Source organism: Bacillus sp. MYb78 (assembly GCF_002975115.1).
In the GTDB taxonomy this organism is placed as follows: Bacteria; Bacillota; Bacilli; order Bacillales; family Bacillaceae_G; genus Bacillus_A; species Bacillus_A cereus.
The window spans coordinates 30,757-55,716 of sequence record NZ_PCOB01000021.1; the positions used below are offsets into that span (position 1 = coordinate 30,757).

Here is a 24,960-nt window from a genome sequence, read left to right on the forward strand (position 1 = left end):
AGTTGATATTGTGATAGGAGTCTATTACTGTTCTTTTAATTTTTCTTGTTGTGCGATGAGTAAATTGCGTAATATGTGTCCGCGGTAACTTTCTAGTTTTCGACCTTCATGATAGCGCACGCCTAATTTTTTAAGTTCAGCTACGTACCAGCCCTTTGTTCCGTAATACATGGGATCACTTCCTTTTTGCTTTTGAACAGTATATGTTGGGGGGCGAAGTAACTTTACATTGAAAATAATAAGACTGGTTGTATCAAGGGGGCCCCCATAACATAGCCTCTGGACAGTGTATAAAAAAATAGACAGTAGTGTATGTTTTTCTAAAAAATGCATACAAATTTATACCCTATGCGTTGGCATGATATTTGCAATGAAAAGAGTATCAACGTATAGGGGAGAGATCGAAATGAAGGTTAGTAAAATATATACAACGATTGATGCACACGTAGCTGGGGAGCCGCTTCGAATTATTACGGGCGGAGTGCCAGAAATAAAAGGAGAAACGCAGCTGGAAAGACGCGCCTACTGTATGGAACATTTGGATTACCTTCGTGAATTTCTTATGTATGAACCGAGAGGGCATCACGGAATGTACGGTTGTATCATTACACCGCCAGCAAGTGCCCACGCTGATTTTGGTGTTTTATTTATGCACAATGAAGGATGGAGTACGATGTGTGGTCACGGTATTATCGCTGTTATTACAGTTGGAATTGAAACAGGCATGTTTGAAGTGAAGGGGGAAAAACAAAAGTTCATTATTGATAGCCCGGCTGGGGAAGTCATTGCGTATGCAAAATATAACGGGAGTGAAGTAGAATCTGTATCATTTGAAAATGTCCCTTCCTTTGTATACAAAAAGGACGTTCCTATTAAAATAGATAACTATGAATTTCAAGTAGATATCGCGTTTGGAGGAGCATTTTACGCTGTTGTAGACTGTAAAGAATTTGGTTTGAAAGTTGATTTCAAAGATTTATCTGCTATTCAAATGTGGGGCGGTAAAATTAAACATTATATAGAGAGCAAAATGGAAGTGAAACATCCACTTGAAGAAGGATTGAAAGGAATATACGGCGTTATCTTTTCAGATGAACCGAAAGACAAAGGTGCTACGCTACGAAATGTAACGATTTTTGCTGATGGGCAAGTAGACCGTTCTCCTTGCGGTACAGGAACTTCCGCGAGAATCGCAACTCTTTTTGAAAAAGCTACCTTGCAAAAAGGAGAAGTATTCATCCATGAATGCATTACTGATGGGAAATTCCAGGGAGAAGTATTATCCGTAACCGCAGTAGATACATATGAAGCTGTCGTTCCAAAAGTAACGGGGAATGCCTTTATTACAGGATTTCATCAGTTCGTTGTAGATCCGAGAGATGATTTGAATCGAGGATTTTTGTTAGGATAAGGGGAGGGGGTGGAAAGATATGCTAGTCATAAGCGCGAACGAACAAAGAAACTTAGTAAATATGAATGAAGTTATTGAATACGCGGCGCTTGCTTTAAAAGAATTTTCCGCAGAAAGAACGATTACACCAATAAGGGGCTCATTACCATTTGCGAACGAGCAAAATACGGCATTAATTATGCCTTCAGTAGCGGAAGGGCTTGAGGCGCTTGGAGTAAAAATAGTAACGGTAGTCCCGCAAAATAAACAGATAGGAAAGAAAACGATCAACGGGATTGTGATGCTATCAGACTTTCAAACGGGAGAACCGCTCGCACTTTTAGAAGGATCGTACTTAACGATGATCCGAACAGGCGCCTTATCAGGAGTAGCGACAAAATATTTAGCTCGTCATAACGCAAAAACTTTATGCATTATCGGAACGGGTGAACAAGCGAAGGGAATGGCCGAAGCAATATTTGCGGTTAGAGATATCGAAAAAGTCATCTTATACAATCGAACAGAAGAAAAAGCGTATGCATTTGCGCAATATATACAAGAGAAATTTGGAAAACCAGCTTACGTTTACAGGGATCCAAATGAAGCAATACGTGAAGCAGACATTATCGTCACAACTACGAATGCATCCACACCAGTCTTCTCAGAAACACTACAAAAAGGCGTCCACGTAAACGCCGTCGGCTCATTCAGACCGAGCATGCAAGAACTACCCTCACATGCCATAGCTAAAGCAAACAAAGTAGTAGTCGAATCAAAAGAAGCAGCACTAGACGAAACAGGAGACCTTCAAGTTCCGATAAAAGAAGGTCTATTCAAAGCAAACACCATTCACGCTGAACTTGGTCAAATTATAAGCGGAGAAAAAGCTGGCCGCGAAAATGATGAAGAGATTACTATTTTCAAATCAGTTGGTTTAGCGGTAGTAGATATTATCGTTGCGAAGTATTTGTATGAGAAAGCGGTGGAGCAAGGAGTAGGGAATAAGATTGAGTTTTGAGACTGCCTTTTGGTGGTCTTTTTGTCAGGATGGGTGTGCTAGTATTTATAATTGAAGCCTTTTAATATTATGTTGAAATATATGAATTCTGCGCGGACATCAAATCATTCATTCAATTGGTATATGGAAAAGTTGCACCTCTAATTATTAGAGATGCAACTTTTTACCATTCACGCCATTCTTCTGTTATATCTTCCTCGGATTCTAAGCCAGCTATTCGTGCTGCTGTATCGATAAATTCATAGAGATCTTCTCTTTCCATTGTTTCGATAAAATGGTCATGTTCGATATTTAATTCATTTAATTTAATAACTACCTCTTTAACAACTTGCATTACTTCGACTTCGGTTGGATTCTCTCCTAATCGCTGTAAATTGTTAATGTAAGTGTCAAGAACTGTATTTGTTGCACTTATATTTTCTTCAGTAAAAAATTCCCCATCTTCATCATACTCAACCCATGAGGTTGTTGGTTTATTTTTTTTCAATTCATCAAATGTCATGATAACCTCCTAAATGTGTTTTTTGTCTTTAATTTCATTTTACATTTTAGATCATATAAAACAATCATTTTAGAGGGATTTTCTGTAAGTTGATAGTTTTTTAACTCATTTTATGAGGCTACTTATTCGTGGTCTTTTTATTTTCTCCTCCGCATAAATATAGTTTATCGCAAGAATGCATTAATAGATTACAAACTTTCTACCTTTGCGAAAAAGTTTGACAATACATACCGGTAGTGGTAATTTAAAACCTATAAGAAAACTCGGTATTAATTCCGAGTTTTCTTATAGGTGTAAATAGTCGAGAGGGGTCGAAATATGAAGAAGAAGTTGTTTGTATTACCATTTGTCCTACTATTATTTATTGCATTAGCTGCTTGTTCAGGGGAAAAAAATTCGAAGCAAGCAGGAACTAGTAAATCAGGGACTCCGAAAGACGGAGGGGCGTTAACGATTGGTGTTAGCGATAATCCAGATACGATGAATCCGCTTTATGCGAATGATCGTGTGTCATTAACTGTGCAGCAAGCTTTATATGCGCCGCTATATCATATGGAAGACGGTAAGAAAAAGTTTGTTCTTGCTGAGAGCTTTACGCCTTCAGAAGATCAATTAACGTGGACATTGAAATTAAAAGATAATTTGAAATGGCATGATGGTAAGAAAATTACATCAGACGATATAGCATTTACATTCCAATCTATTTTAGATGAGAAGCAAAATAGCTCAAGTCGTGAAAACTTTATTTTTAAAGGAAAGCCGCTTGAGGTGAAAAAGGTAGATGAGTTAACAACTCAATTCGTTTTACCACAAGTAAGCGCATCTTTCGAAGGTGTGATGAATGATTTCTTCCCAATTCCGAAACATGTATTTGAAGGGGAAGCAGATTTAGCGAAGAGTAAGAAAAACTTACAACCTGTAGGATCAGGGCCGTTTAAGTTTAAAGAGTATAAATCAGATGAGTACGTTGCATTAGATCGATTTGATGATTATGTAGGTGGGAAAGCTAAATTAGACTCTATCGTATACCGAGTTGTAAAAGACCGTAATACAGCAAATGTTTCACTGCAAAATGGTCAAATCAACATGAAGATGATTGAGCCGCAAGACTTTAAGAAATTAGATAGCACTGGGAACTTCTCAATGGTGACATTCCCTGAAGGTAGATTATTCTACTTATCTTATAACATGAATACTGATCTTATGAAGAAAAAAGAAGTGCGCCAAGCAATTGCACATGCGTTAGATAAGAAAGAAATGATTAACTCAGCATTCGTTTCAGGTGAATTTGCAGAACCAGCAAATTCAATCTTAACGCCAGACGCTATGTATTATGCGAAAGATATTAAAGACTATAAGTATGATAAAAAAGAAGCGAAAGATTTATTAGCAAAAGCTGGCGTGAAAGATAAGGAAAAAGTACGTGTGATGTATGTAACGAATAATAAAATTATGGAAAGCTTAGCGTTATATACACAACAAAAATTAAAAGAAGTTGGCTTAGAAGTTGAACTAAATGCATTAGATGCTAGTGCGGCAAGTGAAAAAGGCTTAGATAAAGAGAATAAAGAATATGATATTACATTTGGTGGTTACATAATGGGACCTGAGCCAGATTCATATAAGAGCTTATTCTTAAGTAATGCTGAATACAATTATGCACGATATAAAAACGCTGATTTCGATAAGTTATGGGAAGAAGCTGCAGTTGAAACAGATAAAACAAAACGCGCAGAGCTATACCATAAAATTCAAGAGACAGCTAGAGAAGACGTACCTTATCTACCAATCGCGTATCCGAAAGCAGTTATTGCAGTAGATAAAAAGTTTGATGGATTAAAAGAAGCGAAAGCAATTCCTGTCACAATGTTTGAAGATCTATCTAAGATTTATGAAGTGAAATAAGAAACAATAAAGAAGCTGGTGGAAATCAGCTTCTTTAGCTTGAGGGGGGAAGTTTGTGTATAAAGTAATTGCGAAGAGGCTTTTAAATGCAATTCCGCTTTTATTTGTTATTTCTATTATTTCTTTTCTATTAATAAAACTAGCGCCGGGGGATCCGGTTCGAAACTTTGTTACGCCAAACATGAGTCCAATTGATGTTGAGCGTATTCGTAAAAGTTTAGGACTAGATCAACCAATTTACGTGCAGTATTTTTTATGGTTAAAAAATATTTTAACAGGAAACTTTGGTTACTCACTTCAAAATCATCGTCCTGTTTTGGAACTTATCACAGAAAGATTACCTGCAACAATTGGATTAATGGGATCATCTTTACTCGTCTCATTCGTAATCGCAATACCACTTGGACTATTTGCAGGTGTGAAAAAGAATTCGTTCTTTGACCGCATTGTAAACTTTATTTCATACGTTGGTATTTCTATGCCGGTTTTCTGGTTTGCACTACTATTAGTCTACTTATTCTCTTTAAAATTGAACCTACTTCCGAGTATGGGTATGCGCACCGTAGGTAAAGATTCTGTCTGGGATATTGTGCAACACGGCATTTTACCTTGCATGGTGTTAGCGTTCCAAAACGTATCTGTTTATATGAGATATATTCGTTCAAGTACGATTCAGCAATTAGAAGAAGAATATGTACAAATTCAATATGCGTACGGCGCTTCAAAGAAAACGGTGTTATTTAATCACGTACTTCGAAATGTATTAATACCGATCATTACAATTTTCGGATTATCGATTCCAAGTTTAGTAGGCGGAGCGTTTATTACGGAAACAGTATTCTCATGGCCGGGTCTTGGTTCACTTGGGGTAAATGCTATTTTTAGATTTGATTATCCGATTATCATGGCAATTACATTACTATCATCATTCATGTTAATTCTCGGTAACTTAATTGCTGATATTTTATATGGCGTAGTAGATCCGCGCATTCGAATGAGGGGGTGATTTGGAATGAATAATAGGAGATTTCAAACGATAAAACATAGCTTTACGAAAAATAAGTTTGTTGCAATGGGAGTTATTATACTTGCGGTTTTAACGGTCGCATCAATTTTCGCATTCGTATCGCCGTACGATCCTAGTAAAATGTCAATTCCAGATCGCTTACAAGAACCAAGTATGAGTCATCCTTTCGGAACGGATGATTACGGAAGGGATTACTTAACGAGAGCGTTATATGGCGGACGAGTTTCACTTGCGGTCGGTTTCCTTGCGATGGTTGTTTCTATTACAATCGGGACCGCAGTCGGAACAATTAGCGGATATTTTGGAGGAAAGTTAGACAACTTTTTAATGCGAGTTGTTGAAGTACTTATGTCAATTCCATCATTCTTTTTAATGCTACTATTAAATGCGTATTTAAAACCAGGAATTACGACGTTAGTTCTTATTATCGGATTACTAACATGGATGGACACCGCGCGCATTGTAAGGGCAGAAACGTTATCTGTAAAAGAGCGTGAGTACGTTTTATACGCAAAAGTATCAGGACAAAAATCACTTATGATTATTGTAAGACATATCATTCCTAACATTTTATCAACCATTATTATCGCCGCGACATTAACGATTGCGACATCGATTTTAATGGAATCATCACTTAGTTTCTTAGGTTTAGGTATTAGAGAACCAGATTCTTCTTGGGGCAGCATGCTAAACAATGCGCAAGGATATATTGGTGAAGCTTGGTATTTAACGCTCTTCCCAGGATTCCTTATCCTTTTAACGGTACTTAGTTTTAACGTAATTGGTGAAGCGTTGAAGAAAGCTTTCGCACCAAAAGGAGCCGGACATGAAAACTAAAGTGTTAAGTGAAAGGAGTGAGAAGCGTGTCTGAAAAACTACTAGAAGTGAAAAATTTAAAAACTTCTTTTTTCATAGAAAGTGGCGAAGTTGAAGCGGTTCGCGGCGTTACATTTCGCTTAAATAAAGGAGAAGTAGTCGGTATCGTTGGGGAATCTGGAAGCGGAAAGAGTGTAATGGCGAAGTCTGTTATGTCTCTCGTTACGTCACCAGGAAAAGTGAAAGAAGGGGAAATCCTTTTTCATAATGAAAACATACTTTCTAAATCTGAAAAAGAATTACGTTCTATTAGAGGAAATCAAATTTCACTTATCTCTCAAGACCCAATGTCAGCGCTAAATCCAGTCGTGAAAATTGGGAAACAAATGACGGAAGTAATTATACGTCATCAAAAAGTGAAAAAGAAAGAAGCAGAGCAAATCGTGATTAACTTGTTAAAACAAGTCGGCCTTTCGTCGCCAGAAGAAAGGGTAAAACAATATCCGCATGAACTAAGCGGTGGTATGAAGCAGCGGGTTATGATCGCAATGGCGATGTCTTGCAACCCTGACCTTCTTATTGCGGACGAGCCGACGACTGCACTTGATGTAACGATACAAGCACAAATACTAGATTTAATGAAAAACTTAAAGAACGAAACGAATATGGCGTTACTTCTTATTACGCATGACTTAGGAATTGTCGCGCAAAACTGTACGCGCGTCATCGTTATGTATGGCGGGCTTATTATGGAAGAAGGACCTGTACTTGATATTTTCCAATCGCCGAATCATCCATATACGAAAGGGCTATTAAACTCTCTGCCAAAAATATCGAACGGTGTAAAAGAAAGACTCGCTCCTATTCAAGGTGTAACACCAAACTTATTAAACCCGCCACAAGGTTGCCCATTCGCAGAGCGTTGCCCGCATGCGATGGACATTTGTGAAAAAGAACGTCCGCCATATTTTGAAATCGGAAACGAAAGACGTTCCATGTGCTGGTTAAACGATAAGACAGTAGGTGATTCACATGCATGAAGAAAACTTAATTGAAGTTCGGAACTTAAAAAAGTATTTTCCTATTAAAAAAGGACTATTTGGCAGGAAAACAGAGCAATTAAAAGCAGTCGATGACCTTAGCTTCACCATTAAAAAAGGTGAAACATTCGGTTTAGTAGGAGAATCAGGTTGCGGAAAATCAACGACAGGAAGAAGCATCATTCGTTTACACGATGTCACTTCAGGTAACGTTTTATTCGACGGAAAAGATATCGCAAGTTTAAAAGAAAGTGAACTAAAAGAATATAGAAAACGAATGCAAATTATTTTCCAAGATCCATACGCATCATTAAACCCGGCAATGAACGTATTCCAAATTATTAGCGAACCGATGAACATTCACGGTTCCTACGAAAAAGAAGAACAAAAAGAAATCATTTTAGACCTTCTGAAAAAGGTAGGCTTAAAAGAAGAACATTTATATCGCTACCCGCACGAATTTAGTGGAGGCCAGCGCCAGCGCATTAGCATCGCGCGCGCACTATCTGTAAAACCTGACTTTATCCTATGTGACGAACCAATCTCAGCACTCGATGTCTCAGTCCAAGCACAAGTCGTAAACATGCTGCAAGACATTCAAGAAGAAACAGGAGTCACATACTTATTCATCGCACATGACCTATCGATGGTAAGGCACATCTCAGATAGAATCGGAGTCATGTATTTAGGAAACATAGTAGAAATTGCCGACAGCGAAGACCTATACACAAAACCGGCACATCCATACACACAAGCACTACTCTCATCTATGCCAGAACCAGATCCAACAAACACTGGGAAAGAAAGAATAATCCTAGAGGGAGAAGTACCAAGCCCACTAAACTCACCATCCGGCTGCAAATTCAGAACGCGCTGCAAATTCGCCACTGAAAAATGCGCACAGGAAGTACCGAAGATGGTTGAGATTGCGAAGGGGCATCAGGTGGCTTGTCATTTGTTTTAGAGGGAGAGCACTAGGGGGACCTGGTGCTTTTTGTTTTACATGGGCATTAAGCTAACAAAGGGAATTATTAGATACGAAATGCTTCTTGTTCAAAAATAAAAATTTTTGATTAGCAGTGCTCCAAAATTAGGTGGAGAAAACACTATGGAATTATGCGGTAATCAAAGGGGACAGGTTCTACAAAATTAAATGTTTTAGAATTTAAGTCATTTTTTATAGTAAATAAACTCAATATGTAGTACGTATTATTTTGTAAGATGAAACAAACATTAGTTATACATGCATAATTTATAATAACCTTCATATTGGTAAGGTTAAATTTAGAATTAAGTATGACAAATAAGCAAAGCGCGCAGAGCTAAGATTATATATATTTATCGAAGTCAGAAATGGATACATTAGGGTGTTTTTATACTAATATTTAGGCCCCATCATCATGAATTGATTCGCGAAGCTATCCATTGCTCTTCTATATCTATCTAAATCATCTCCTATCTTTCTAAATTCATCAATTCTATAGACAAGTTCTTTCTCTACTTCACTTAACCTTCTTTCAATTTCTTTAGCGGTATTTCCTTTCCAGCTATGTCCCAATAGTGTTTTTATGGCATTGACATTTTTTCTGTGATTTTCTAATTCTAAAATACACGATTCTAAATCATTTTTGGCACCTACTACATCGGCAGCATGTGCTATAACATCATAATTTTTCATGAAGATCACCCGTTTTTCAGTTTTGTTTATCAACAGTTTCAAATTCAACCGCTCTTTGTTCTATGAAATCAGCCTCAGAACGAATACGTTCCATATACCCTCTTTGAAATCCATAAATGCCGTATGTAAGTGTATTAATTAAATTACCATCAACACTAGCTGGTGATTGTTGTAATACATTAATAATTTTATTGCTTGCTTGTACGATCTTTTGGTTAATATCATCAATTTCTCTTCTTAAATCTGAAGTAATTTGTTTAACTTCTTCGACTGTTAAATGAATTGTAACCCCATCAGCGCGCGGGGACCCCTGAATTTTCTCTCCTGTCTCCCCATCGTACATATTCGGCATATTTAAATAACCGTATTTATCGTGACTAAGGTTATCCATGGAATGAAAGCTTGGTCCCATAAAACCCATGAAAAAACGAACAGTATTATAACCATTTGTTAAAAAAGGTAAAAATGGAATATAACTACTTGCATCATGAATCCTATTATCATTTTTTATATCTGGTTTATCTGTATAAAATAAATGACCTATACGACCTCTATTTTTATTATCATTTCCTCTAAAACCAGTAAATACAGTATCATTGGGGTTTCCGATAGTTGTAATTTGATCTTTATAATCCCCCCTTAAGGCTTTTTCCTTTTTATCTTTAGGTAATGAATCAATAACATTTGGAGCTTCGTAACTAACAACTGCTACATCATTCATAACCCCAGCGTATTCACCTAAACCACCACCTAGAGAATGGCCGGTTAATGTAAGCTGGTATCCGTCTAACCCATTTTTAGGGTCTTTCATATATTTCTTTACTTCTTTTGTTAAATCATCAGCATTAGTAAATTGACTTTCTGCAACTATTTTTTGCTTTCTTTCTTTCGCCATAGCGAAATTAAATTGTTCAGTTAAAGGAAGTGATGAAGTGTCAAAGCTATTCATTTTTTCCAAACTATCTTGATTTTTTCTAAAACGATTACCCATAACATCAAATACATCTGCATCATAAAAATCAGGTGCTTCCCAAGAGCCGCGAAAAGCAATCACAACTTGTTTTGTTTCTTCATTCTTGTAAACAGTGGCATCAAAGCTATTATTTGAGTTATGAAGAACAGCACCATTTATTTCTACAGGTTTCCAAATCTCTTTTTGTTTACCAAATTATACAACTTCTGTAAGAGCATCACCATAACTACTAGTAGCCAAATGGGAAAGGCTTTTATCTGAAACTGAACTTCCCATATTTCCATCTCCTCAAAAAAGATTTATAGTTATATTATAAATCTTCTTAAGGAGGAAATATATTGAATAAGAGAAAAAAGGTGAATATTGCCATTTTTACAATTTTATTATTAATAATAGGCTACATATCTTATACAATGTACAACAAAAATATTACTCAAGATAAAGCTTCAAAAGTAGCAATAAACTATATGAAGGATAAAGAAAATATAGATCTTGTAGTTACTAAAGTTGAGATTTTACATGGAGTACGTGATGGTTTTATTGATGTAGAAGGTTATTCTAAAAATGATAAGAAAAAGGCAATTCGCGTTACGATAAACAAAACGCAAAACTATTTAGTCTCCGGTTGGGGATTTAAGGATCAAAGGTAAACGATTAGATTACTCAAATAGTAAATTCAAATGAGAAAAAGGCACCTTAAGTTGCCTTTTTTAACTAGATTTATTATTAACTAATGTATCCCCACCACCAAGCTCCGCCTCGATCTTCGAAGTCTTCGATGACTCATCCATACGCCAATACGTAATAAAGCTTATCGCGATACAGCCAGCTACGTAGAAGTAGAATAGTGATTCCATTCCGATACTCTTTAGCAATAATGCGATGAACTCAGCTGTTCCGCTTTTACAATTGCGTTAATGGATGTGTAGCCAATAAAAATGATGAGGACGAATATCATGAGTGAAAATGCTACCATGGGTTCTATATCCATCATTTTTGAAACTTGGTGGATATGGAGGGATCTGGTACTTTTTTGGTTTTGTAGGTGAACTTGATGTGGGATTGGTTGTTAGTTTAGGAGATAACGCGCTCGAAATTTGTCGGTAAATCGATATGTTGTGTCGAAACGTTGATATATTCGGAGTTACGATCGATATAATCGAATAATCGTTGATATATTTTTTTAAAGAGTGGGATTGGTTGTAGATTAATGTAGAAATTTAATGTTTTCGAAAAAAAGAATTGACTTCTATATTAGTTGTAACTAAAATAGTTACATAAAGATGTAATCAATTTAGTTACAACTAATATCTGCTAAAAATATGATTTATATATTTAATTAAGGATGGTGGTCCATACGTTGCCACCCGGTGTAGAAAGTTACTAACACATTCAAATCAATGCATATTCTAAGCTTTAGTATTTTCTGTTACGGGGCAATAAGGTGCAACGTTATCTTTTGTTAAAAACCTTGGTGGATCTTTCTTTGGAAATATTAGTTTTGGGGAAATATAGTAAGGTATCTAAAAAAGAACAAGGTATAAAAAGATGTACTTATATAAACCAAAAATTTAGTTGAGCTGGATAATAAAAAAAAGGTAGGAGATTTAAATGGAGACGAAACAAGATAACCTTATTTACGTATGGGATGCATATTGTGGATGGTGCTATGGTTTTTCAGAAAGTATTAAAGGATTTTACAAAAACCACACTGAAGTGCCATTAACGGTTTTATGTGGAGGGTTATTTTTAGATAATTTACCAATGAAAAACTTCTCATATATAGAAGAAGGAAATAAAAGAATTAATCAACTTACAGGTGCTGAATTTGGTCCTTCATATCAAAAATTGGTGGAGGAAGGGACTTTTAAAATGAATTCGAAAGATGCTGCAATTGGTTTTTCAGCTTTACGCTCATTAGCGCCAGACCGTTTATTAGAATTCACTTCGGCTATGCAAAAAGCGTTTTATTATGAGGGCCAAAGTCTGAGTGATCCTGAAACATATCGCAAAATTGCAATCGAGCATGGTTTGGACCCTGAACAAGTATTAGAACGTTTAAACGCTCAAGAAACAATAATAGATGTCCAAAATGATTTCAATAAAGTTCGACAGCTTGGTGTTAATAGCTATCCTTCCTTACTTTTACAAAAGGATAATCAAATTATTCCTATTGGTGGTGGCGTAATGACGCCGGATAAAATTGAAGCGCGTTTTAAAAATTTATATTAAGAAAATTTAGGATATAGTAGCAAACATGTTATCTTAGGACACCTGACATTCATCTCCGGAATATTCGCCAGTACTATTACACTTTCAGATGAATGGGAGTGGGAGATTTTATCGAAACAAGATAAAAATATGATAATTAGTTAATAACTTTAACAAAAGGAGAATAACATACTATGTTTAAAACAATCGATACAAATCAAAAAGATGTGAAATTAACGGTGTTTAGTTCGGACGAAAAAAGCTTTATGGTCACAGCAACATTAGTTGAGAAAGCAGGACATGCATTTTTAATAAACTCAAAATTTACTCAATCTGATTCGAAAGAAATTGTAGAGTATTTGAAAAAAAACAACTTATCTCTAGATAAAATCTTTATTATTCATGGGGATCCAGACTACTACTTTGGATTAGAGAGCATTAAAGCCGTTTACCCAGAAGCTATAGCGTATGCTACGGAGTCTACTGTTGAACATATCGTTCATTCTGTCTTAGGGAAATTAAAAGTTTGGAAAGACGCCCTTGGAGAAAATGCGCCAAGTAACGTGGTATTACCTCAAGTGTTTAAAGAAAAAGCGATTGACTTTCAGGGGTTAACATTTGAACTAGTAGGCTTAGATCATTACAGAACTAGCTTATTTAATAAAGAGCTGAAAGTATTAATTGGTGGTATTGATGTATTTAACGAAATACATGTATTCTTAGCGGATACTAGCTCAAAAGCGGCGATGGAGGCGTGGATTGAGAACTTGAAAGTGTTACAAGCATTACATGCTGACATAATTGTACCAAGCCATGGATCAATCGAAAAATCTCTAAATAATCAAGCACTTACTGCGACAATGGATTATCTAAGAACTGCGGTTCAAGCTTCTGAGGAAAGTGGAACTTCAAAAGATTTTGTGGCAAAACTTGAAGCAGCATATCCAGACTATGCAAATAAAGGTGTATTAGAATTAAGTGCAAAAGTTGTAACAAAAGAAATGCCTTGGGGTTAATGATATGAATAAATATCAAAAACTATTACATGAAACGTATGTGTTAACTGGCGAAGGGAAATTGGATGCGTTCAAAACGTATTTAAGTGAAAATGTATCTTGGACAGAAGCTGCTGGGTTTCCATATGCAGGTACTTATATAGGTCCAGATGAAGTAGTGAAAAACGTACATGAACGTCTTGGCACGGAATGGAATGACTATAGCGCTAAAGATGAAATTTATACTTTTAATAACAATACTGTTATTGTGTATGGAAAATATAGTGGAACATATAAAGCTACAGGGAAGTCATTTGTAGCAGATTTTTGTCATCTTTATAAGTTTGATGAGAACGATAAGGTTAAGAAGTTTATTCAAATTGTGGACAGTGCAACTGTTAATGAGGTATTAAGTTAGAGTTAATCGTTTCTAATATGCCTTGTATAGGGGGAGGATAAATGAAATTCCTAACATTACCCCTGACATTACATTTTGGGGAAGGTTTCTCCTTCTTCAAACTTTTTATAGAAGAAAACTTATTTAAGTAGAAGAGGTAGGTATATATGAAATTAGAGAAAAGTTTAATCATAACAATTATTTCTGTATTTATTTTAGGAGTAGTTTCGACTTTGGTATATCAAGCTTCCACCGGTAATAACAAAGGGAACTCAATAAAGAGCGAGAATGTTACTTCTGTATCAAAAGAAGTGAAAGAAAATGAAAAGAATAAAAAGATGGTAGTTGATTTCTATAATGAAGTTTTTAACAAACATAATATCGATATTATCCCTAAATATGTTAGCGAAGATTATAAGCAACATAATCCTTTTGTTGCTGATGGACGAAAAGCCTTCATGGATTTCTTTAAGGAGGATTTTGTTAAAAATCCTAATTCCTCTGCAGAGATTAAACGTGTAGTAGCTGAAGGGGATACAGTTGCTCTTCATGTACACTCTCGTACTAATTCTCAAGATAAGGGAGTTGCTATAGTGGATATATTTCGTATCAAGGATGGAAAGATTGTCGAACACTGGGATGTAATTCAAGAGATTCCAAGTGAAGCAGCTAATGATAATACGATGTTTTAGATAGAAGATATATCTAATAATTGTTTAATTGATAGTGCTGTATAGAATTTAGAAATTTAGATAATTAGTTATCAAATTTGGAAATCATTTAAAAATAGCATATTAAATGATGGCACAAATTAATACGAAATAGCTCTTTAATAAAAAATCCGACTCATTAAAAAATGAGTCGGATTTTTTATTAAAGAATAGTGCTAATTTTGTGGTTCGGCACCATCTAAATTTGGAAACCATGAAAGTATAGGTACTCTATATCCACGTAAAGTAAAATCGTAATTTTTTCCTTCTTTTATGTTTGCTTGCAGATTCACTGAATTAAACTTCATCATAAGAAGGCTATCCTCATTAGAAATAACTTTTTCGGTTCCATTTTTTTGCTCAACCTAGTACAATCTCACCAGTATAAAAAAGACCACCATTACTGGCAGTCCTTTTTTGGTAGTTTTAGAAATTAAATTATAACATATTAATATACAAATTATAAATGTACTTTTCCTAAAGATACTATAAGTTTTTTATAATTCTTGATTTCTCAATTTTCATTGCATGATGAATTTTTCTATAAGTATTAACAACTAACATTAAAATTATCAATCCACTAAATTATTAGAAAAAACTGGTTATCTATATAATCATTTGGTAAAATATAGATATAATTAAGAGGGTAAAGTTAATATAGATCAACTAAGTAATGCTAAGAAAATGTTTTATTGCATAAAAAAAGGCTCCATTGCTGGAGCACTCAAAATAAACAAACGAATTAAAACAAGAAACAGACAATTTAACTATATATATAAAACATAAATAAATCTATATATATGTAAAAATGCATATAAAAACTCTATTTATTGATGCTATAATAGGTTTACTCGATGATTGTTATATTTTTTTATGGTTTTTAAGCAATAAATACCTTCTTAACACCAAGTGTACAAGTAAAAGAAGACATCTTAGGCGATGTCTTCTTTTCTTATATAATAACAACACAATAAAATTAAGATGGTTTAAGTCGGAGGAAGGTACCTTTGGGTGTCTTTTCTTTGTCGAATTTGCCTAATAGGGGCAGCACCACATTGCTATCAAGTTCAAACATAATTTTCATCCAAAACAAAAAACGAGCTGAATTCACATAAATAACTGTAGAGAGCTAACAATTTTATTTTGGGAGTACTTTAAAATATTAGCTTGATGGTGATGGGGTAGTACCCCTAAAATGTGAATTTACTATATTAATTTGTTTCTAGTCTTAAAAATGAATAAATTTAACATCAATAGGGATTTTGAGATAAGTCATACGAGATACTTGTAAGCCTTAGCTGAAGTGTAAAATTAATTAAATATCTATCAATAGAATAAATCATATTGATAGATATTTAATATTGTAAATCTGCAAGTTCTTGATGTTATTTTAGTTTTTTATTAATTTCAATATATTTTAGGTTCATGAGTACTTACTGGGGATATTATTAGAAATATGTATTGAATTAAATACAAAGTGTATCTAGTATATTGTCTTTTTCTACCTTGTTGATACCAATATATTTCAGTGTAATTTGTAGGGTGCTCTAATTGAGTATTTCTTGCAACATCGCCATATCTTTTGTTTATAGAACCAATATCCAAAGGTTTTTAAATTATATATGAATAAATTATGCCTTCTTAGATAAAGTAAATCGAGTTCAGATAAACGAAGAACATAGAATACATAATTTTAACTAGACTTATTATTAGCTAAACTATCCCCACCACCAAGCTCTGCCTCAATCTGCGAAGTCTTCGATGACTCATCCATACGCCAATACGTAATAAAGCTGATCGCGATACAACCCGCCACATAGAAGTAGAATAATGATTCCATTCCGATACTTTTTAGCCATAATGCGATGAACTCAGCTGTTCCGCCGAATATCGCGACTGTTAGTGCATATGGTAAACCTACGCCAAGTGCGCGAATTTCGGTCGGGAAGAGTTCTGCTTTTACAATTGCGTTAATTGATGTGTAACCAGTAACGATAATGAGACCGACCATCATGAGTAAAAATGCTACGATTGGTTCTGTCGTTTTTTCCATGAAGAAGAAGATCGGTGCTGTTAGTAATGTTCCGAGAATACCGAATGCCATTAATAGTGGGCGGCGTCCGATTTTATCGGATAGTAGCCCTGCAATCGGTTGAAGTACAACGAAAATAAGTAGTGCAACAAAGTTAATCCAGCTTACAACTTCTTTCGGAAGGCCGACTGTGTTTACCATGAACTTTTGTAAATATGTTGTGTACGTATAAAATGCAACAGTGCCTCCTAGTGTTAGGCCGACTACTGTTAATACTGCTTTCGGATGTTTCATAAGAGCGCGAACGGTTCCTGCGCTTTCGCGTTTTTGTGATTTTATGTTTGAGAACTGCTCCGATTCATCCATCGTGCGGCGAAGCCATAATACAGCTACTGCGCCCATCGCTCCAATAATGAATGGAATACGCCATCCCCAAGCTTTCATATCTGGTTCGCTTAGTAATTGCTGAAGAACAATTTGAACGCCTAACGCAACCATCTGTCCAGCAACGAGCGTTACATATTGGAAGCTTGAATAAAAACCGCGGCGACCACTACTAGCCATTTCAGATAAATATGTGGCAGATGTTCCGTACTCTCCGCCAAGTGATAATCCTTGTAGTAAACGGGCAAGAACTAAAATAATAGGCGCCATAATCCCGATGCTTTCGTAACTAGGTGTACAGGCGATAATGAAAGAACCACTGGCCATAACCGTAATAGAAAGTGTTAATGCTGCCCGGCGTCCGTGCCGATCCGCATAGCGGCCCATTAATAAACTTCCGATAGGGCGCATTAAAAATCCAACTGCGAAAATAGCCGCTGTGTTCAGTAACTGACTCGTTGGATCTCCTTTAGGAAAGAACTCTGCTGAGAAGTAAACAGCGAAAGCAGAGTAAACGTACCAGTCGTACCATTCAATTAAATTACCGACTGAACCTTTGAAGATATTGCCGGCGACTCGGTTTGATTTTACTTGAGCCATACTAATTCCTCCTCTTGCTTAGTAATAAAATGATAATTATGAAAACGTGTTCATTGTAAAAGAATTGTACTGTTCTTTGAATGAAATCTCAATATTATGACAATTTTATTCTTTTTGTACTTTATGAACATGGATATTTTTAATAGTTGCTTCATTTTCAGTTTTGTCATAATAATAGAAAAAAGGAGATTGATAGTTTTGAATATTTTATCAAAGGATATGAAGCATGAAAAAATCACGCAAAGTGTCATTACAAACGAAAATAGTAAGCTTAATTATCGCGTTAATTTTATTTGTCGTTCTCCTATTAGCGGGAATATTTGTTTACATTCAGTCCGTTGATACGAAGCGCCAAGTAGAACAGTTAGCGCTGCAAACAGCTAAATCTCTTTCTTTTATGCCAGCTATAAAAGAGGCTTTTCAAAATAACGAGCATAAAAGTACCATTCAATCCATTGCGGAACAAGTTCGCGAGCAAGCTGGTGCGGATTACGTCATTGTAGAAGATCGTTATGGGGTTATGTATTCTCATTCTAATTCTGAGTTGATTGGAACAAAGAGTAACAACCCGTATAACTATGAAGCACTCACTTTTGGTGGCTATTATACGCTCGAAGGAAATGGTGAAAGTGGTCCTGCTTTAATGGCGAAGGCACCTATTATTGTTCATAACGGAGATTACGATCAAGTAGTAGGCGTTGTGACAGTAGGGTTTCTAATAAAAGGTATTGAATCTAACATATTGAGTAGAACGAAAGAAATTATCCTCTTCTCCGTAGCGGTATTATTAGCCGGAATTGTTGGTGGCATTCTTTTAGCACGTAGCATTCGGAAAGATACACTGGGTTTAGAGCCGAATGAAATTGCAGCGCTATACCGGGAACGAAGTGCAATATTACTATCTATAAAAGAAGGAATTATCGCTATTGATCAAAACGGGTTTATTACGATGATGAATACGTCGGCAGAAGAGATGCTACATGTAAATGATGATTATATGCAGCAACACATTTCAAAGGTTTTACCGGAATTTAATATGGAACGAGTGTTAGAAAGCGATCAAGAAATCGCGTTTCAAGATAAAGTGTTTATTTTAAACATGACACCGATACTTGAAAATAACAGTACGGTAGGGGTTGTATGTAGTTTTAGAGATAAAACAGAACTGCAAAACTTAGTGAATACGATATCTGAGGTAAGAAAGTATTCTGAGGATTTACGTGCTCAAACACATGAATTTACAAATAAACTTTTCGTCTTATCAGGATTACTTCAGTTAGGACATTACAAAGAAGCAATTGAATTTATCCAGCAAGAATCTAATATTCATCAAAGCCAAAACCATATTTTATTTCATCAAATTCACGATGCGAAAGTACAAGCTATTTTATTAGGAAAAATCGGAACAGCGTCTGAAAAGAAAATCGATTTTCATATTGAAGGAGATAGCGCGCTTCATCCGTTACCAGACCATATAAAGGTTTCGCATCTTATTACGATTCTTGGAAACATAATCGACAATGCATTTGATGCGGTGAATGAACGAGAGGAAAAGAGTGTTTCCTTCTTTGTTACCGATATTGGGCACGATATTGTGTTTGAAGTGATAGATAGCGGGATAGGAATACCGGCAGAAAAAATAACGACCATTTTTCAAAAAGGATTTTCAACGAAAGGAAATGATCGCGGTTACGGACTAGCAAACGTGAAAGAAATGGTAGATCTACTAGGGGGAACAATTGAAATTCAAAACGAGAAAAATGGGGGAGCTATTTTTACAATTTACCTTCCGAAAACATTGAGAGAAAGTACATAACAAACAGGGGGATGGGCATATGTTGAAGGTTGCAATTGCAGAAGATGATTTCCGCGTCGCGCAAGTTCAGGAAGAGTTTTTATTAAAAATAAAGGATGTAAAAGTGATCGGAAAAGCATTAAACGCAAAAGAAACGATGGAACTACTACAAAGGGAAGAAATCGATTTGCTTCTATTAGATAATTACTTACCAGATGGAATTGGAACAGACTTATTGCCAAAAATTCATGCTGACTTTCCAAGCGTTGACGTCATTATGGTAACGGCGGCGAATGAAAACTATATGCTAGAAAAAGCAATTCGAAATGGCGTAAGCAACTATCTTATAAAACCGGTCACGTTAGAAAAATTTGTTCGCACAATTGAAGACTATAAAAGAAAGAAGCAACTATTACATAGTAACAATGAAGTAAATCAAGCACTCATCGATAATTTCTTCGGGACTTCGCAAACACAAGACATAAAAAACTTACCGACAGGTGTGGATCCGTTAACACTGCAAAAAGTGAAAGGCATTATAAAAGGATTCGAAGAGGGCATTACAATAGAAGAAATGGGAGAACAAATGGGTGCCTCCAGAACAACCGCAAGAAGATATTTAGAATACTTAGTAGCGACAAAAGAATGCATAGTAGAATACACATATGGCATTATCGGACGACCAGAACGAAAATATCGAATAGGACGAGGACTATGAAAAAACAATTATTACTATGCATATGGATCATGACAGGAGTAATAGCTGGTTGTTCCTCAGAAACATCCCATACGAATATAGTGAACATCGACAAAGTAGAAATCGTTGCGCCAAACGTTCAAGGCGCAGGCTGGGACTTAACAGCACGAGCAATGCAAAAAACACTAACAGAAGAAAAAATCTTCACAAAACCAATCACAGTCACAAACAAAGTAGGTGGCAGCGGTGATGTCGGATGGAAATATACGAAACAAAAAGGCGGTCACGTACTGACGATTAACTCAAGCTTACTCATAACGAACAACCTACTAGGCCACAGTAAACTAACATATAAAGACTTCACGCCGCTCGCAACACTCGTATCGGACTGGGAAGTCGTTGTCGTATCAAAAGACTCAAACATAGAAAACGCAAACGAACTAATGAAACAACTAAAACAAAACAAGAAAAACTTCAAAATCGGAGTTGCCCCCGGCCTAGGAAACGACGATCACCTATCCTTCGTACAAGTAAGCAAAGCATTCGGCATAAACCCAGCCGAACTACAATTCTTCGTCTACGACAACAAAGAAAAAATCATAAACGCCCTAACGAACAAACAAATAGGCGCCGCAACCATGACCCTATCCGAAGCCGAAAAACAATACAAAGCCGGCAAAATAAAAATACTAGCCGTATCCGCACCAAAACGGATAGACCGACTACCACAAATCCCAACATGGAAAGAACAAGGAATCGACGTCATATTCCAGCACTGGAAAGGAATCATGGGCCCGAAAGATATGACGGAGGAAGAGGTTGCTTATTGGGATGGTGTGATTAAGAAGATGGTGGAGAGTGAGAGTTGGAAGGGGATTTTGAGGGAGCGGGGTTGGAATTCTTATTATAAGGATAGTGGGGAGACTAGGGGGTTTTTGGAGGAGAGTAATTTTAGGTATGAAGAGATGGTGGAAAAAGAGGCTTAAGAGGGAAGTAGTCAATCATGCTTTATTTTTGTAGTTACTTCTATATAATATAAAAGAGATGAGAGTGTTAGGCTAATTACATTAAAAGGGCTAGATAGGGTTAGATAAAATCTAGCTTACTGATTAAAAATATATTAGTCGTTAAAAGATATAAAAGGCATTTTTCAGTCTATAAAGTGTGGAAACATAAAGTATAGAGTTTCTGTGAGATTTAAGGAGGACATAATGAAGAAAAATATTTATGTTGTTGGAGCAGTAATTGTCCAAGAAGAGAAAATTTTATGTGCGCAAAGAGGACCATCTAAATCGCTACCTCTTATGTGGGAATTTCCAGGTGGGAAAATAGAAGAGGGAGAAACACCTCAAGAGGCGTTAAAGCGTGAAATTGATGAAGAAATGCATTGTAGCGTGCAGATTGGTGAACAAATTGATTATACAGCCTATGAGTATGATTTTGGTATTGTTCATTTGAAAACTTTTTATTGTAAACTTGTTGAAGGAAGTCCGGTTTTAACTGAGCATGTAGCAATTAAATGGTTATATCCGAATGAGCTATCAGCTTTAGAATGGGCACCTGCGGATATCCCAACTATTGAGAAATTATCAAAAGAATCGATTGTAAAGTAATCTTAAAAAAACTATTCGTTTTATACGGATAGTTTTTTATGTTTGTAATAAATTTGCACTTTAAATCAGTGAGTAATACAATTAATATAAAAAATTGTCATAAATGGTGATCATATGGAGAATTTTATTCAAAAATTAGAGGGGTCTTTATATAAAGGGTTTATTGATCAAAAACATAATCATCCCGGAATATATAAACCTAAGTTATTAGTAAATAATACGAAAAAAAATGAAAATGTTTTAAGCTCATTGTTGGAGGAGCTTGAAAACAGTACATCCTTTATTTTCTCAGTGGCTTTTATTACAGAAAGTGGACTGGCGACTTTAAAATCACATTTCCTTGACCTTAAACAAAAAGGGGTTAAAGGACGTATATTAACATCTACATTTTTAAATTTTAATACACCAAAAGTGTTTAGAGAATTAATGAAACTTGAAAATGTAGAAGTAAGATTAACAAACTTATCTGGTTTTCATTCAAAGGGATACATATTTGATAATAAAACACATTGTTCATTAATTGTCGGTAGTTCAAATCTAACTGCACATGCTTTGAAGGTAAACTATGAATGGAACGTTAAGTTAACATCGCATGAAGATGGAGAGATTGTACAGCATTTTAAAAACCAATTTGAAGAAGTTTGGGAGCATTCTCAAGTATTAACCGAAGAGTTGATTGCAAATTACGAAACAATATATGAGCAAGCTGCAGAAAATAAGTTACTAGATCGAGTTATAGAATTACCTGGTCAATATCACAATTCAATTGAAGAAGCTTTGAAAATTACCCCAAATAAAATGCAACAAGCTGCGTTACAAGAAATACAAGCTATTCGAGACGCCGGAAAAGAAAAAGGCTTAGTTATCTCTGCAACAGGAACGGGGAAGACATATCTTTCAGCATTTGATGTCAGAAATTTTGCACCTAAACGGATGTTATTTATTGTTCACCGAGAGCAAATATTAAATAAAGCGAAATCTGATTTTCAAAAAGTTCTTGGTGGGATAGATGAGGACTTTGGAATTTTATCAGGGTCAAATAAACAAATAAATGCTAAATATTTATTTGCGACGATCCAAACCATTTCAAAAGAAGAAAATTTACAGCAATTTGATCCTGGGTTATTTGATTATATTTTAATAGATGAAGTTCATAAAGCAGGTGCTGGTTCTTATCATAGAGTTATTGATTATTTTAAACCGAAATTTTTAATGGGAATGACCGCTACACCTGAACGTACAGATAATTTTAATATTTATGAGCTATTTGATTACAACATTGCTTATGAAATTCGATTGCAAGAAGCACTTGAAGAAGATATGCTTTGTCCTTTCCATTATTTTGGAGTAACTGATTTTGAATATAATGGTGAAAAGATAGATGACACTACTGTTTTATCTAAACTTGTTACGGAAGAACGAGTAGATCATATAGTTGAAAAAGTAAAATATTATGGTTTTTCTGGTGAGAAAGTAACAGGACTAATGTTTTGCAGCCGAAAAGATGAGGCAGAACAATTATCACATGCTTTAAATGAAAAAGGTTTTCGCACATTTGCATTAACCGGCGATCATTCCCAAGAGGAAAGAGAACTGCGGGTGAATCAATTAGAAAATGGCATACTGGATTATATTTTAACAGTAGATATTTTTAATGAAGGTATTGATATTCCGAGTGTGAACCAAGTTGTTATGTTGAGACAAACTCAATCAAGCATTATCTTTATACAGCAGTTAGGGCGTGGACTTCGAAAACACGATTCGAAAGATTTTGTTACGATTATTGATTTTATTGGAAACTATAAAAATAACTATTTAATTCCGATTGCCCTTTCAGGAGATAGATCACAAAATAAAGATAATATACGTAGATATACAAATGACACGAGTTATATTAAAGGTATTTCAACAGTTAACTTTGAAGAGATAGCGAAAAAGCAGATCTTTAAAGCGATTAACAATAGTAATTTAACAGCAATGAAAGTATTGAAGGAAGCTTTTGCTGAGTTGAAAAATAGAATAGGAAGAACTCCATATCTATATGACTTTATAGTAAACCATTCTATTGATCCAGTTGTACTTGCAGAAGGATATTCGAACTATTATCAGTTCTTATTGAAAATGAAAGAAGATGTCCCTGCATTAACAGAGTACGAAAATAAAGTTTTAACGATGTTTTCATTGGAAGTATTGAATGGAAAACGTAAAAACGAAATCGTTTTGTTAGACTTATTATTAAAGCAAGAAAAAGTTGATAAGGATGAGTATATAAAACAACTTGAAGAATCTAATTGCTTAACAGATGATGAAACGATTACTTCAGTACAACGAATTTTTGAATTAGAGTTTTTCTCACAAAACAGTCAAAAGAAATATGGAGAAAAGCCAATTCTCTCTTTACAGGACGATAAGATGTATATGTTTAATGATTCTATCCGAAAAAGCTTAGAACAAAATCAATACTTTAAGCGTATGGTTATGGACATTATTAAAAGTGCAAGGAAAAAGAGCAAAAACTATGAGTGTGATAGTAACCTTACTGTATATAAAAAATACTCAAGAAAAGATGTGTGTAAACTTTTAAATTGGCATAATGACGAGAGCTCAACTATGTATGGTTATAAGACAAAGTACTATACTTGTCCAATATTTATCACATACCATAAAAATGATGAGGTAGAATCCAGTGTGGACTACGGTGATGAATTCCTTAATCAAGATGTTCTTAAATGGTATACAAGAAGTAATAGAACATTAAAATCAAAGGAAGTTCAAACAATTATTGATGCTAAAGAAAATAATATTGACGTCCATATTTTTGTGAAAAAAGATGATGACGAGGGAAGCGACTTTTACTATTTAGGAAAAGCGACACCTGATAAAGCAAGTGTAGAACAAACTGAAATGAAAGATAAAAATGGAAAAGAACTACCTGTTGTTACGATGAATATGATTATGGAGAAATCAATTGATAATAAGATCTATGATTATATAAAGGACGGTAATGTTTTGTAGGTATATTAAATTTTTAATATCTTTATGTTTCTAAAATTATTAAGCGAATATAGATGGGGCTGTATCAAAATGACATCGGAGTATGCTTTTGATATGGTCTTTTTTATTGGAATTTAATATGTTTTTTATTAGATTTGTGGATTCATTTAATTGGTTTAAGCA

22 protein-coding genes and 2 pseudogenes are annotated in these 24,960 nt (G+C 35.1%); 17 read left to right on the top strand and 7 right to left on the bottom strand.

Features of this window, described 5'->3' with window-relative positions:
• Positions 1 to 24: 24 nt before the first annotated feature.
• Complete coding sequence (locus CQ064_RS26605) at positions 25 to 300, bottom strand: YflJ family protein (protein WP_115609907.1); 276 nt, start codon at positions 298 to 300, stop codon at positions 25 to 27.
• Between the two features lie 106 nt (positions 301 to 406).
• Between CQ064_RS26605 and CQ064_RS26610 the strand changes: the two genes are divergently transcribed.
• On the top strand, positions 407 to 1,411 hold the full coding sequence (locus CQ064_RS26610) for a proline racemase family protein (protein ID WP_000868674.1): 1,005 nt from the start codon (positions 407 to 409) through the stop codon (positions 1,409 to 1,411).
• Between the two features lie 19 nt (positions 1,412 to 1,430).
• Positions 1,431 to 2,408 carry an ornithine cyclodeaminase family protein gene (locus CQ064_RS26615; RefSeq protein WP_000960325.1) on the top strand — a complete coding sequence of 326 codons (978 nt, stop codon included), beginning with the start codon at positions 1,431 to 1,433 and terminating at the stop codon, positions 2,406 to 2,408.
• Positions 2,409 to 2,571: 163 nt separating this feature from the next.
• On the opposite strand, the gene CQ064_RS26620 is transcribed toward CQ064_RS26615, so the two are convergent.
• Entirely contained in the window at positions 2,572 to 2,910 is a 339-nt protein-coding gene (locus CQ064_RS26620; protein WP_000141782.1) for a hypothetical protein, read from the bottom strand.
• 318 nt (positions 2,911 to 3,228) lie between these two features.
• On the opposite strand from CQ064_RS26620, the gene CQ064_RS26625 reads away from it, so the two are divergent.
• From CQ064_RS26625 to CQ064_RS26645, 5 genes are read left to right on the top strand one after another with little or no spacing between them, the layout of a single operon-like run.
• Positions 3,229 to 4,815 carry an ABC transporter substrate-binding protein gene (locus CQ064_RS26625; RefSeq protein ID WP_000727719.1) on the top strand — a complete coding sequence of 529 codons (1,587 nt, stop codon included), beginning with the start codon at positions 3,229 to 3,231 and terminating at the stop codon, positions 4,813 to 4,815.
• Positions 4,816 to 4,870: 55 nt separating this feature from the next.
• A complete protein-coding gene (locus tag CQ064_RS26630) occupies positions 4,871 to 5,821 on the top strand; it encodes an ABC transporter permease (protein ID WP_000278776.1) in 951 nt (316 codons plus the stop codon).
• Between the two features lie 6 nt (positions 5,822 to 5,827).
• Positions 5,828 to 6,679: an ABC transporter permease gene (locus CQ064_RS26635; protein ID WP_001065285.1), complete on the top strand. Its 852-nt coding sequence runs from the start codon at positions 5,828 to 5,830 to the stop codon at positions 6,677 to 6,679.
• 26 nt (positions 6,680 to 6,705) lie between these two features.
• Positions 6,706 to 7,698 (top strand): ABC transporter ATP-binding protein, encoded by a 993-nt coding sequence (locus tag CQ064_RS26640; protein ID WP_001291177.1) that lies wholly within the window; start codon positions 6,706 to 6,708, stop codon positions 7,696 to 7,698.
• Positions 7,691 to 8,662 (top strand): ABC transporter ATP-binding protein, encoded by a 972-nt coding sequence (locus CQ064_RS26645; RefSeq protein WP_000544136.1) that lies wholly within the window; start codon positions 7,691 to 7,693, stop codon positions 8,660 to 8,662. The genes CQ064_RS26640 and CQ064_RS26645 overlap by 8 nt, the downstream gene beginning before the upstream one ends.
• 414 nt (positions 8,663 to 9,076) lie before the next feature.
• Here CQ064_RS26645 and CQ064_RS26650 read toward each other — a convergent pair whose 3' ends face one another.
• Positions 9,077 to 9,376 (bottom strand): hypothetical protein, encoded by a 300-nt coding sequence (locus CQ064_RS26650; protein WP_002093893.1) that lies wholly within the window; start codon positions 9,374 to 9,376, stop codon positions 9,077 to 9,079.
• 16 nt (positions 9,377 to 9,392) lie between these two features.
• Positions 9,393 to 10,430 (bottom strand): lipase family protein, encoded by a 1,038-nt coding sequence (locus tag CQ064_RS26655; RefSeq protein ID WP_000560057.1) that lies wholly within the window; start codon positions 10,428 to 10,430, stop codon positions 9,393 to 9,395.
• Between the two features lie 257 nt (positions 10,431 to 10,687).
• Here CQ064_RS26655 and CQ064_RS26660 point away from each other — a divergent pair, with 257 nt between their 5' ends.
• Positions 10,688 to 10,999: a hypothetical protein gene (locus tag CQ064_RS26660; protein WP_001042355.1), complete on the top strand. Its 312-nt coding sequence runs from the start codon at positions 10,688 to 10,690 to the stop codon at positions 10,997 to 10,999.
• A gap of 60 nt (positions 11,000 to 11,059) precedes the next feature.
• Here CQ064_RS26660 and CQ064_RS26665 read toward each other — a convergent pair.
• Positions 11,060 to 11,331: pseudogene (locus CQ064_RS26665) on the bottom strand (alpha-ketoglutarate transporter); the annotation flags it as partial.
• A gap of 629 nt (positions 11,332 to 11,960) precedes the next feature.
• On the opposite strand from CQ064_RS26665, the gene CQ064_RS26670 reads away from it, so the two are divergent.
• The 4 genes from CQ064_RS26670 to CQ064_RS26685 all read left to right on the top strand — a co-directional run bounded on the left by CQ064_RS26670 (position 11,961) and on the right by CQ064_RS26685 (position 14,644).
• Positions 11,961 to 12,581 carry a DsbA family protein gene (locus CQ064_RS26670; RefSeq protein WP_000448622.1) on the top strand — a complete coding sequence of 207 codons (621 nt, stop codon included), beginning with the start codon at positions 11,961 to 11,963 and terminating at the stop codon, positions 12,579 to 12,581.
• 173 nt (positions 12,582 to 12,754) lie between these two features.
• Positions 12,755 to 13,576 (top strand): MBL fold metallo-hydrolase, encoded by an 822-nt coding sequence (locus CQ064_RS26675; RefSeq protein WP_000477272.1) that lies wholly within the window; start codon positions 12,755 to 12,757, stop codon positions 13,574 to 13,576.
• A 4-nt stretch (positions 13,577 to 13,580) separates the two neighbouring features.
• On the top strand, positions 13,581 to 13,973 hold the full coding sequence (locus CQ064_RS26680; RefSeq protein WP_001046374.1) for a nuclear transport factor 2 family protein: 393 nt from the start codon (positions 13,581 to 13,583) through the stop codon (positions 13,971 to 13,973).
• A gap of 146 nt (positions 13,974 to 14,119) precedes the next feature.
• Entirely contained in the window at positions 14,120 to 14,644 is a 525-nt protein-coding gene (locus CQ064_RS26685) for a nuclear transport factor 2 family protein (protein ID WP_000764218.1), read from the top strand.
• 1,484 nt (positions 14,645 to 16,128) lie between these two features.
• Here CQ064_RS26685 and CQ064_RS34465 read toward each other — a convergent pair.
• Positions 16,129 to 16,271: pseudogene (locus tag CQ064_RS34465) on the bottom strand (tyrosine-type recombinase/integrase); the annotation flags it as partial.
• An 84-nt stretch (positions 16,272 to 16,355) separates the two neighbouring features.
• Positions 16,356 to 17,678 carry an MFS transporter gene (locus CQ064_RS26700; protein WP_000079873.1) on the bottom strand — a complete coding sequence of 441 codons (1,323 nt, stop codon included), beginning with the start codon at positions 17,676 to 17,678 and terminating at the stop codon, positions 16,356 to 16,358.
• Between the two features lie 226 nt (positions 17,679 to 17,904).
• Here CQ064_RS26700 and CQ064_RS26705 point away from each other — a divergent pair, with 226 nt between their 5' ends.
• From CQ064_RS26705 to CQ064_RS26725, 5 genes are all read left to right on the top strand, one after another.
• On the top strand, positions 17,905 to 19,494 hold the full coding sequence (locus tag CQ064_RS26705) for an ATP-binding protein (RefSeq protein ID WP_000749639.1): 1,590 nt from the start codon (positions 17,905 to 17,907) through the stop codon (positions 19,492 to 19,494).
• A gap of 19 nt (positions 19,495 to 19,513) precedes the next feature.
• Positions 19,514 to 20,191 (top strand): response regulator, encoded by a 678-nt coding sequence (locus tag CQ064_RS26710; protein WP_000921571.1) that lies wholly within the window; start codon positions 19,514 to 19,516, stop codon positions 20,189 to 20,191.
• A complete protein-coding gene (locus CQ064_RS26715; RefSeq protein WP_000744403.1) occupies positions 20,188 to 21,156 on the top strand; it encodes a tripartite tricarboxylate transporter substrate binding protein in 969 nt (322 codons plus the stop codon). Before CQ064_RS26710 ends, CQ064_RS26715 begins: the two co-directional genes overlap by 4 nt.
• A 225-nt stretch (positions 21,157 to 21,381) precedes the next feature.
• On the top strand, positions 21,382 to 21,783 hold the full coding sequence (locus tag CQ064_RS26720; protein ID WP_000739615.1) for a (deoxy)nucleoside triphosphate pyrophosphohydrolase: 402 nt from the start codon (positions 21,382 to 21,384) through the stop codon (positions 21,781 to 21,783).
• Positions 21,784 to 21,897: 114 nt separating this feature from the next.
• Positions 21,898 to 24,798: a DEAD/DEAH box helicase gene (locus CQ064_RS26725; protein ID WP_000427028.1), complete on the top strand. Its 2,901-nt coding sequence runs from the start codon at positions 21,898 to 21,900 to the stop codon at positions 24,796 to 24,798.
• Positions 24,799 to 24,960: the final 162 nt, after the last annotated feature.

What these genes read in the sequence shown, in the direction of transcription:
- CQ064_RS26610 (WP_000868674.1), top strand. Translation starts at nt 407, where the DNA reads ATGAAGGTTAGTAAAATATATACAACGATTGATGCACACGTAGCTGGG.
- CQ064_RS26615 (WP_000960325.1), top strand. Translation starts at nt 1,431, where the DNA reads ATGCTAGTCATAAGCGCGAACGAACAAAGAAACTTAGTAAATATGAAT.
- CQ064_RS26620 (WP_000141782.1), bottom strand. Translation starts at nt 2,910, where the DNA reads ATGACATTTGATGAATTGAAAAAAAATAAACCAACAACCTCATGGGTT.
- CQ064_RS26625 (WP_000727719.1), top strand. Translation starts at nt 3,229, where the DNA reads ATGAAGAAGAAGTTGTTTGTATTACCATTTGTCCTACTATTATTTATT.
- CQ064_RS26635 (WP_001065285.1), top strand. Translation starts at nt 5,828, where the DNA reads ATGAATAATAGGAGATTTCAAACGATAAAACATAGCTTTACGAAAAAT.
- CQ064_RS26645 (WP_000544136.1), top strand. Translation starts at nt 7,691, where the DNA reads ATGCATGAAGAAAACTTAATTGAAGTTCGGAACTTAAAAAAGTATTTT.
- CQ064_RS26650 (WP_002093893.1), bottom strand. Translation starts at nt 9,376, where the DNA reads ATGAAAAATTATGATGTTATAGCACATGCTGCCGATGTAGTAGGTGCC.
- CQ064_RS26670 (WP_000448622.1), top strand. Translation starts at nt 11,961, where the DNA reads ATGGAGACGAAACAAGATAACCTTATTTACGTATGGGATGCATATTGT.
- CQ064_RS26675 (WP_000477272.1), top strand. Translation starts at nt 12,755, where the DNA reads ATGTTTAAAACAATCGATACAAATCAAAAAGATGTGAAATTAACGGTG.
- CQ064_RS26680 (WP_001046374.1), top strand. Translation starts at nt 13,581, where the DNA reads ATGAATAAATATCAAAAACTATTACATGAAACGTATGTGTTAACTGGC.
- CQ064_RS26685 (WP_000764218.1), top strand. Translation starts at nt 14,120, where the DNA reads ATGAAATTAGAGAAAAGTTTAATCATAACAATTATTTCTGTATTTATT.
- CQ064_RS26700 (WP_000079873.1), bottom strand. Translation starts at nt 17,678, where the DNA reads ATGGCTCAAGTAAAATCAAACCGAGTCGCCGGCAATATCTTCAAAGGT.
- CQ064_RS26705 (WP_000749639.1), top strand. Translation starts at nt 17,905, where the DNA reads ATGAAAAAATCACGCAAAGTGTCATTACAAACGAAAATAGTAAGCTTA.
- CQ064_RS26710 (WP_000921571.1), top strand. Translation starts at nt 19,514, where the DNA reads ATGTTGAAGGTTGCAATTGCAGAAGATGATTTCCGCGTCGCGCAAGTT.
- CQ064_RS26715 (WP_000744403.1), top strand. Translation starts at nt 20,188, where the DNA reads ATGAAAAAACAATTATTACTATGCATATGGATCATGACAGGAGTAATA.
- CQ064_RS26720 (WP_000739615.1), top strand. Translation starts at nt 21,382, where the DNA reads ATGAAGAAAAATATTTATGTTGTTGGAGCAGTAATTGTCCAAGAAGAG.
- CQ064_RS26725 (WP_000427028.1), top strand. Translation starts at nt 21,898, where the DNA reads ATGGAGAATTTTATTCAAAAATTAGAGGGGTCTTTATATAAAGGGTTT.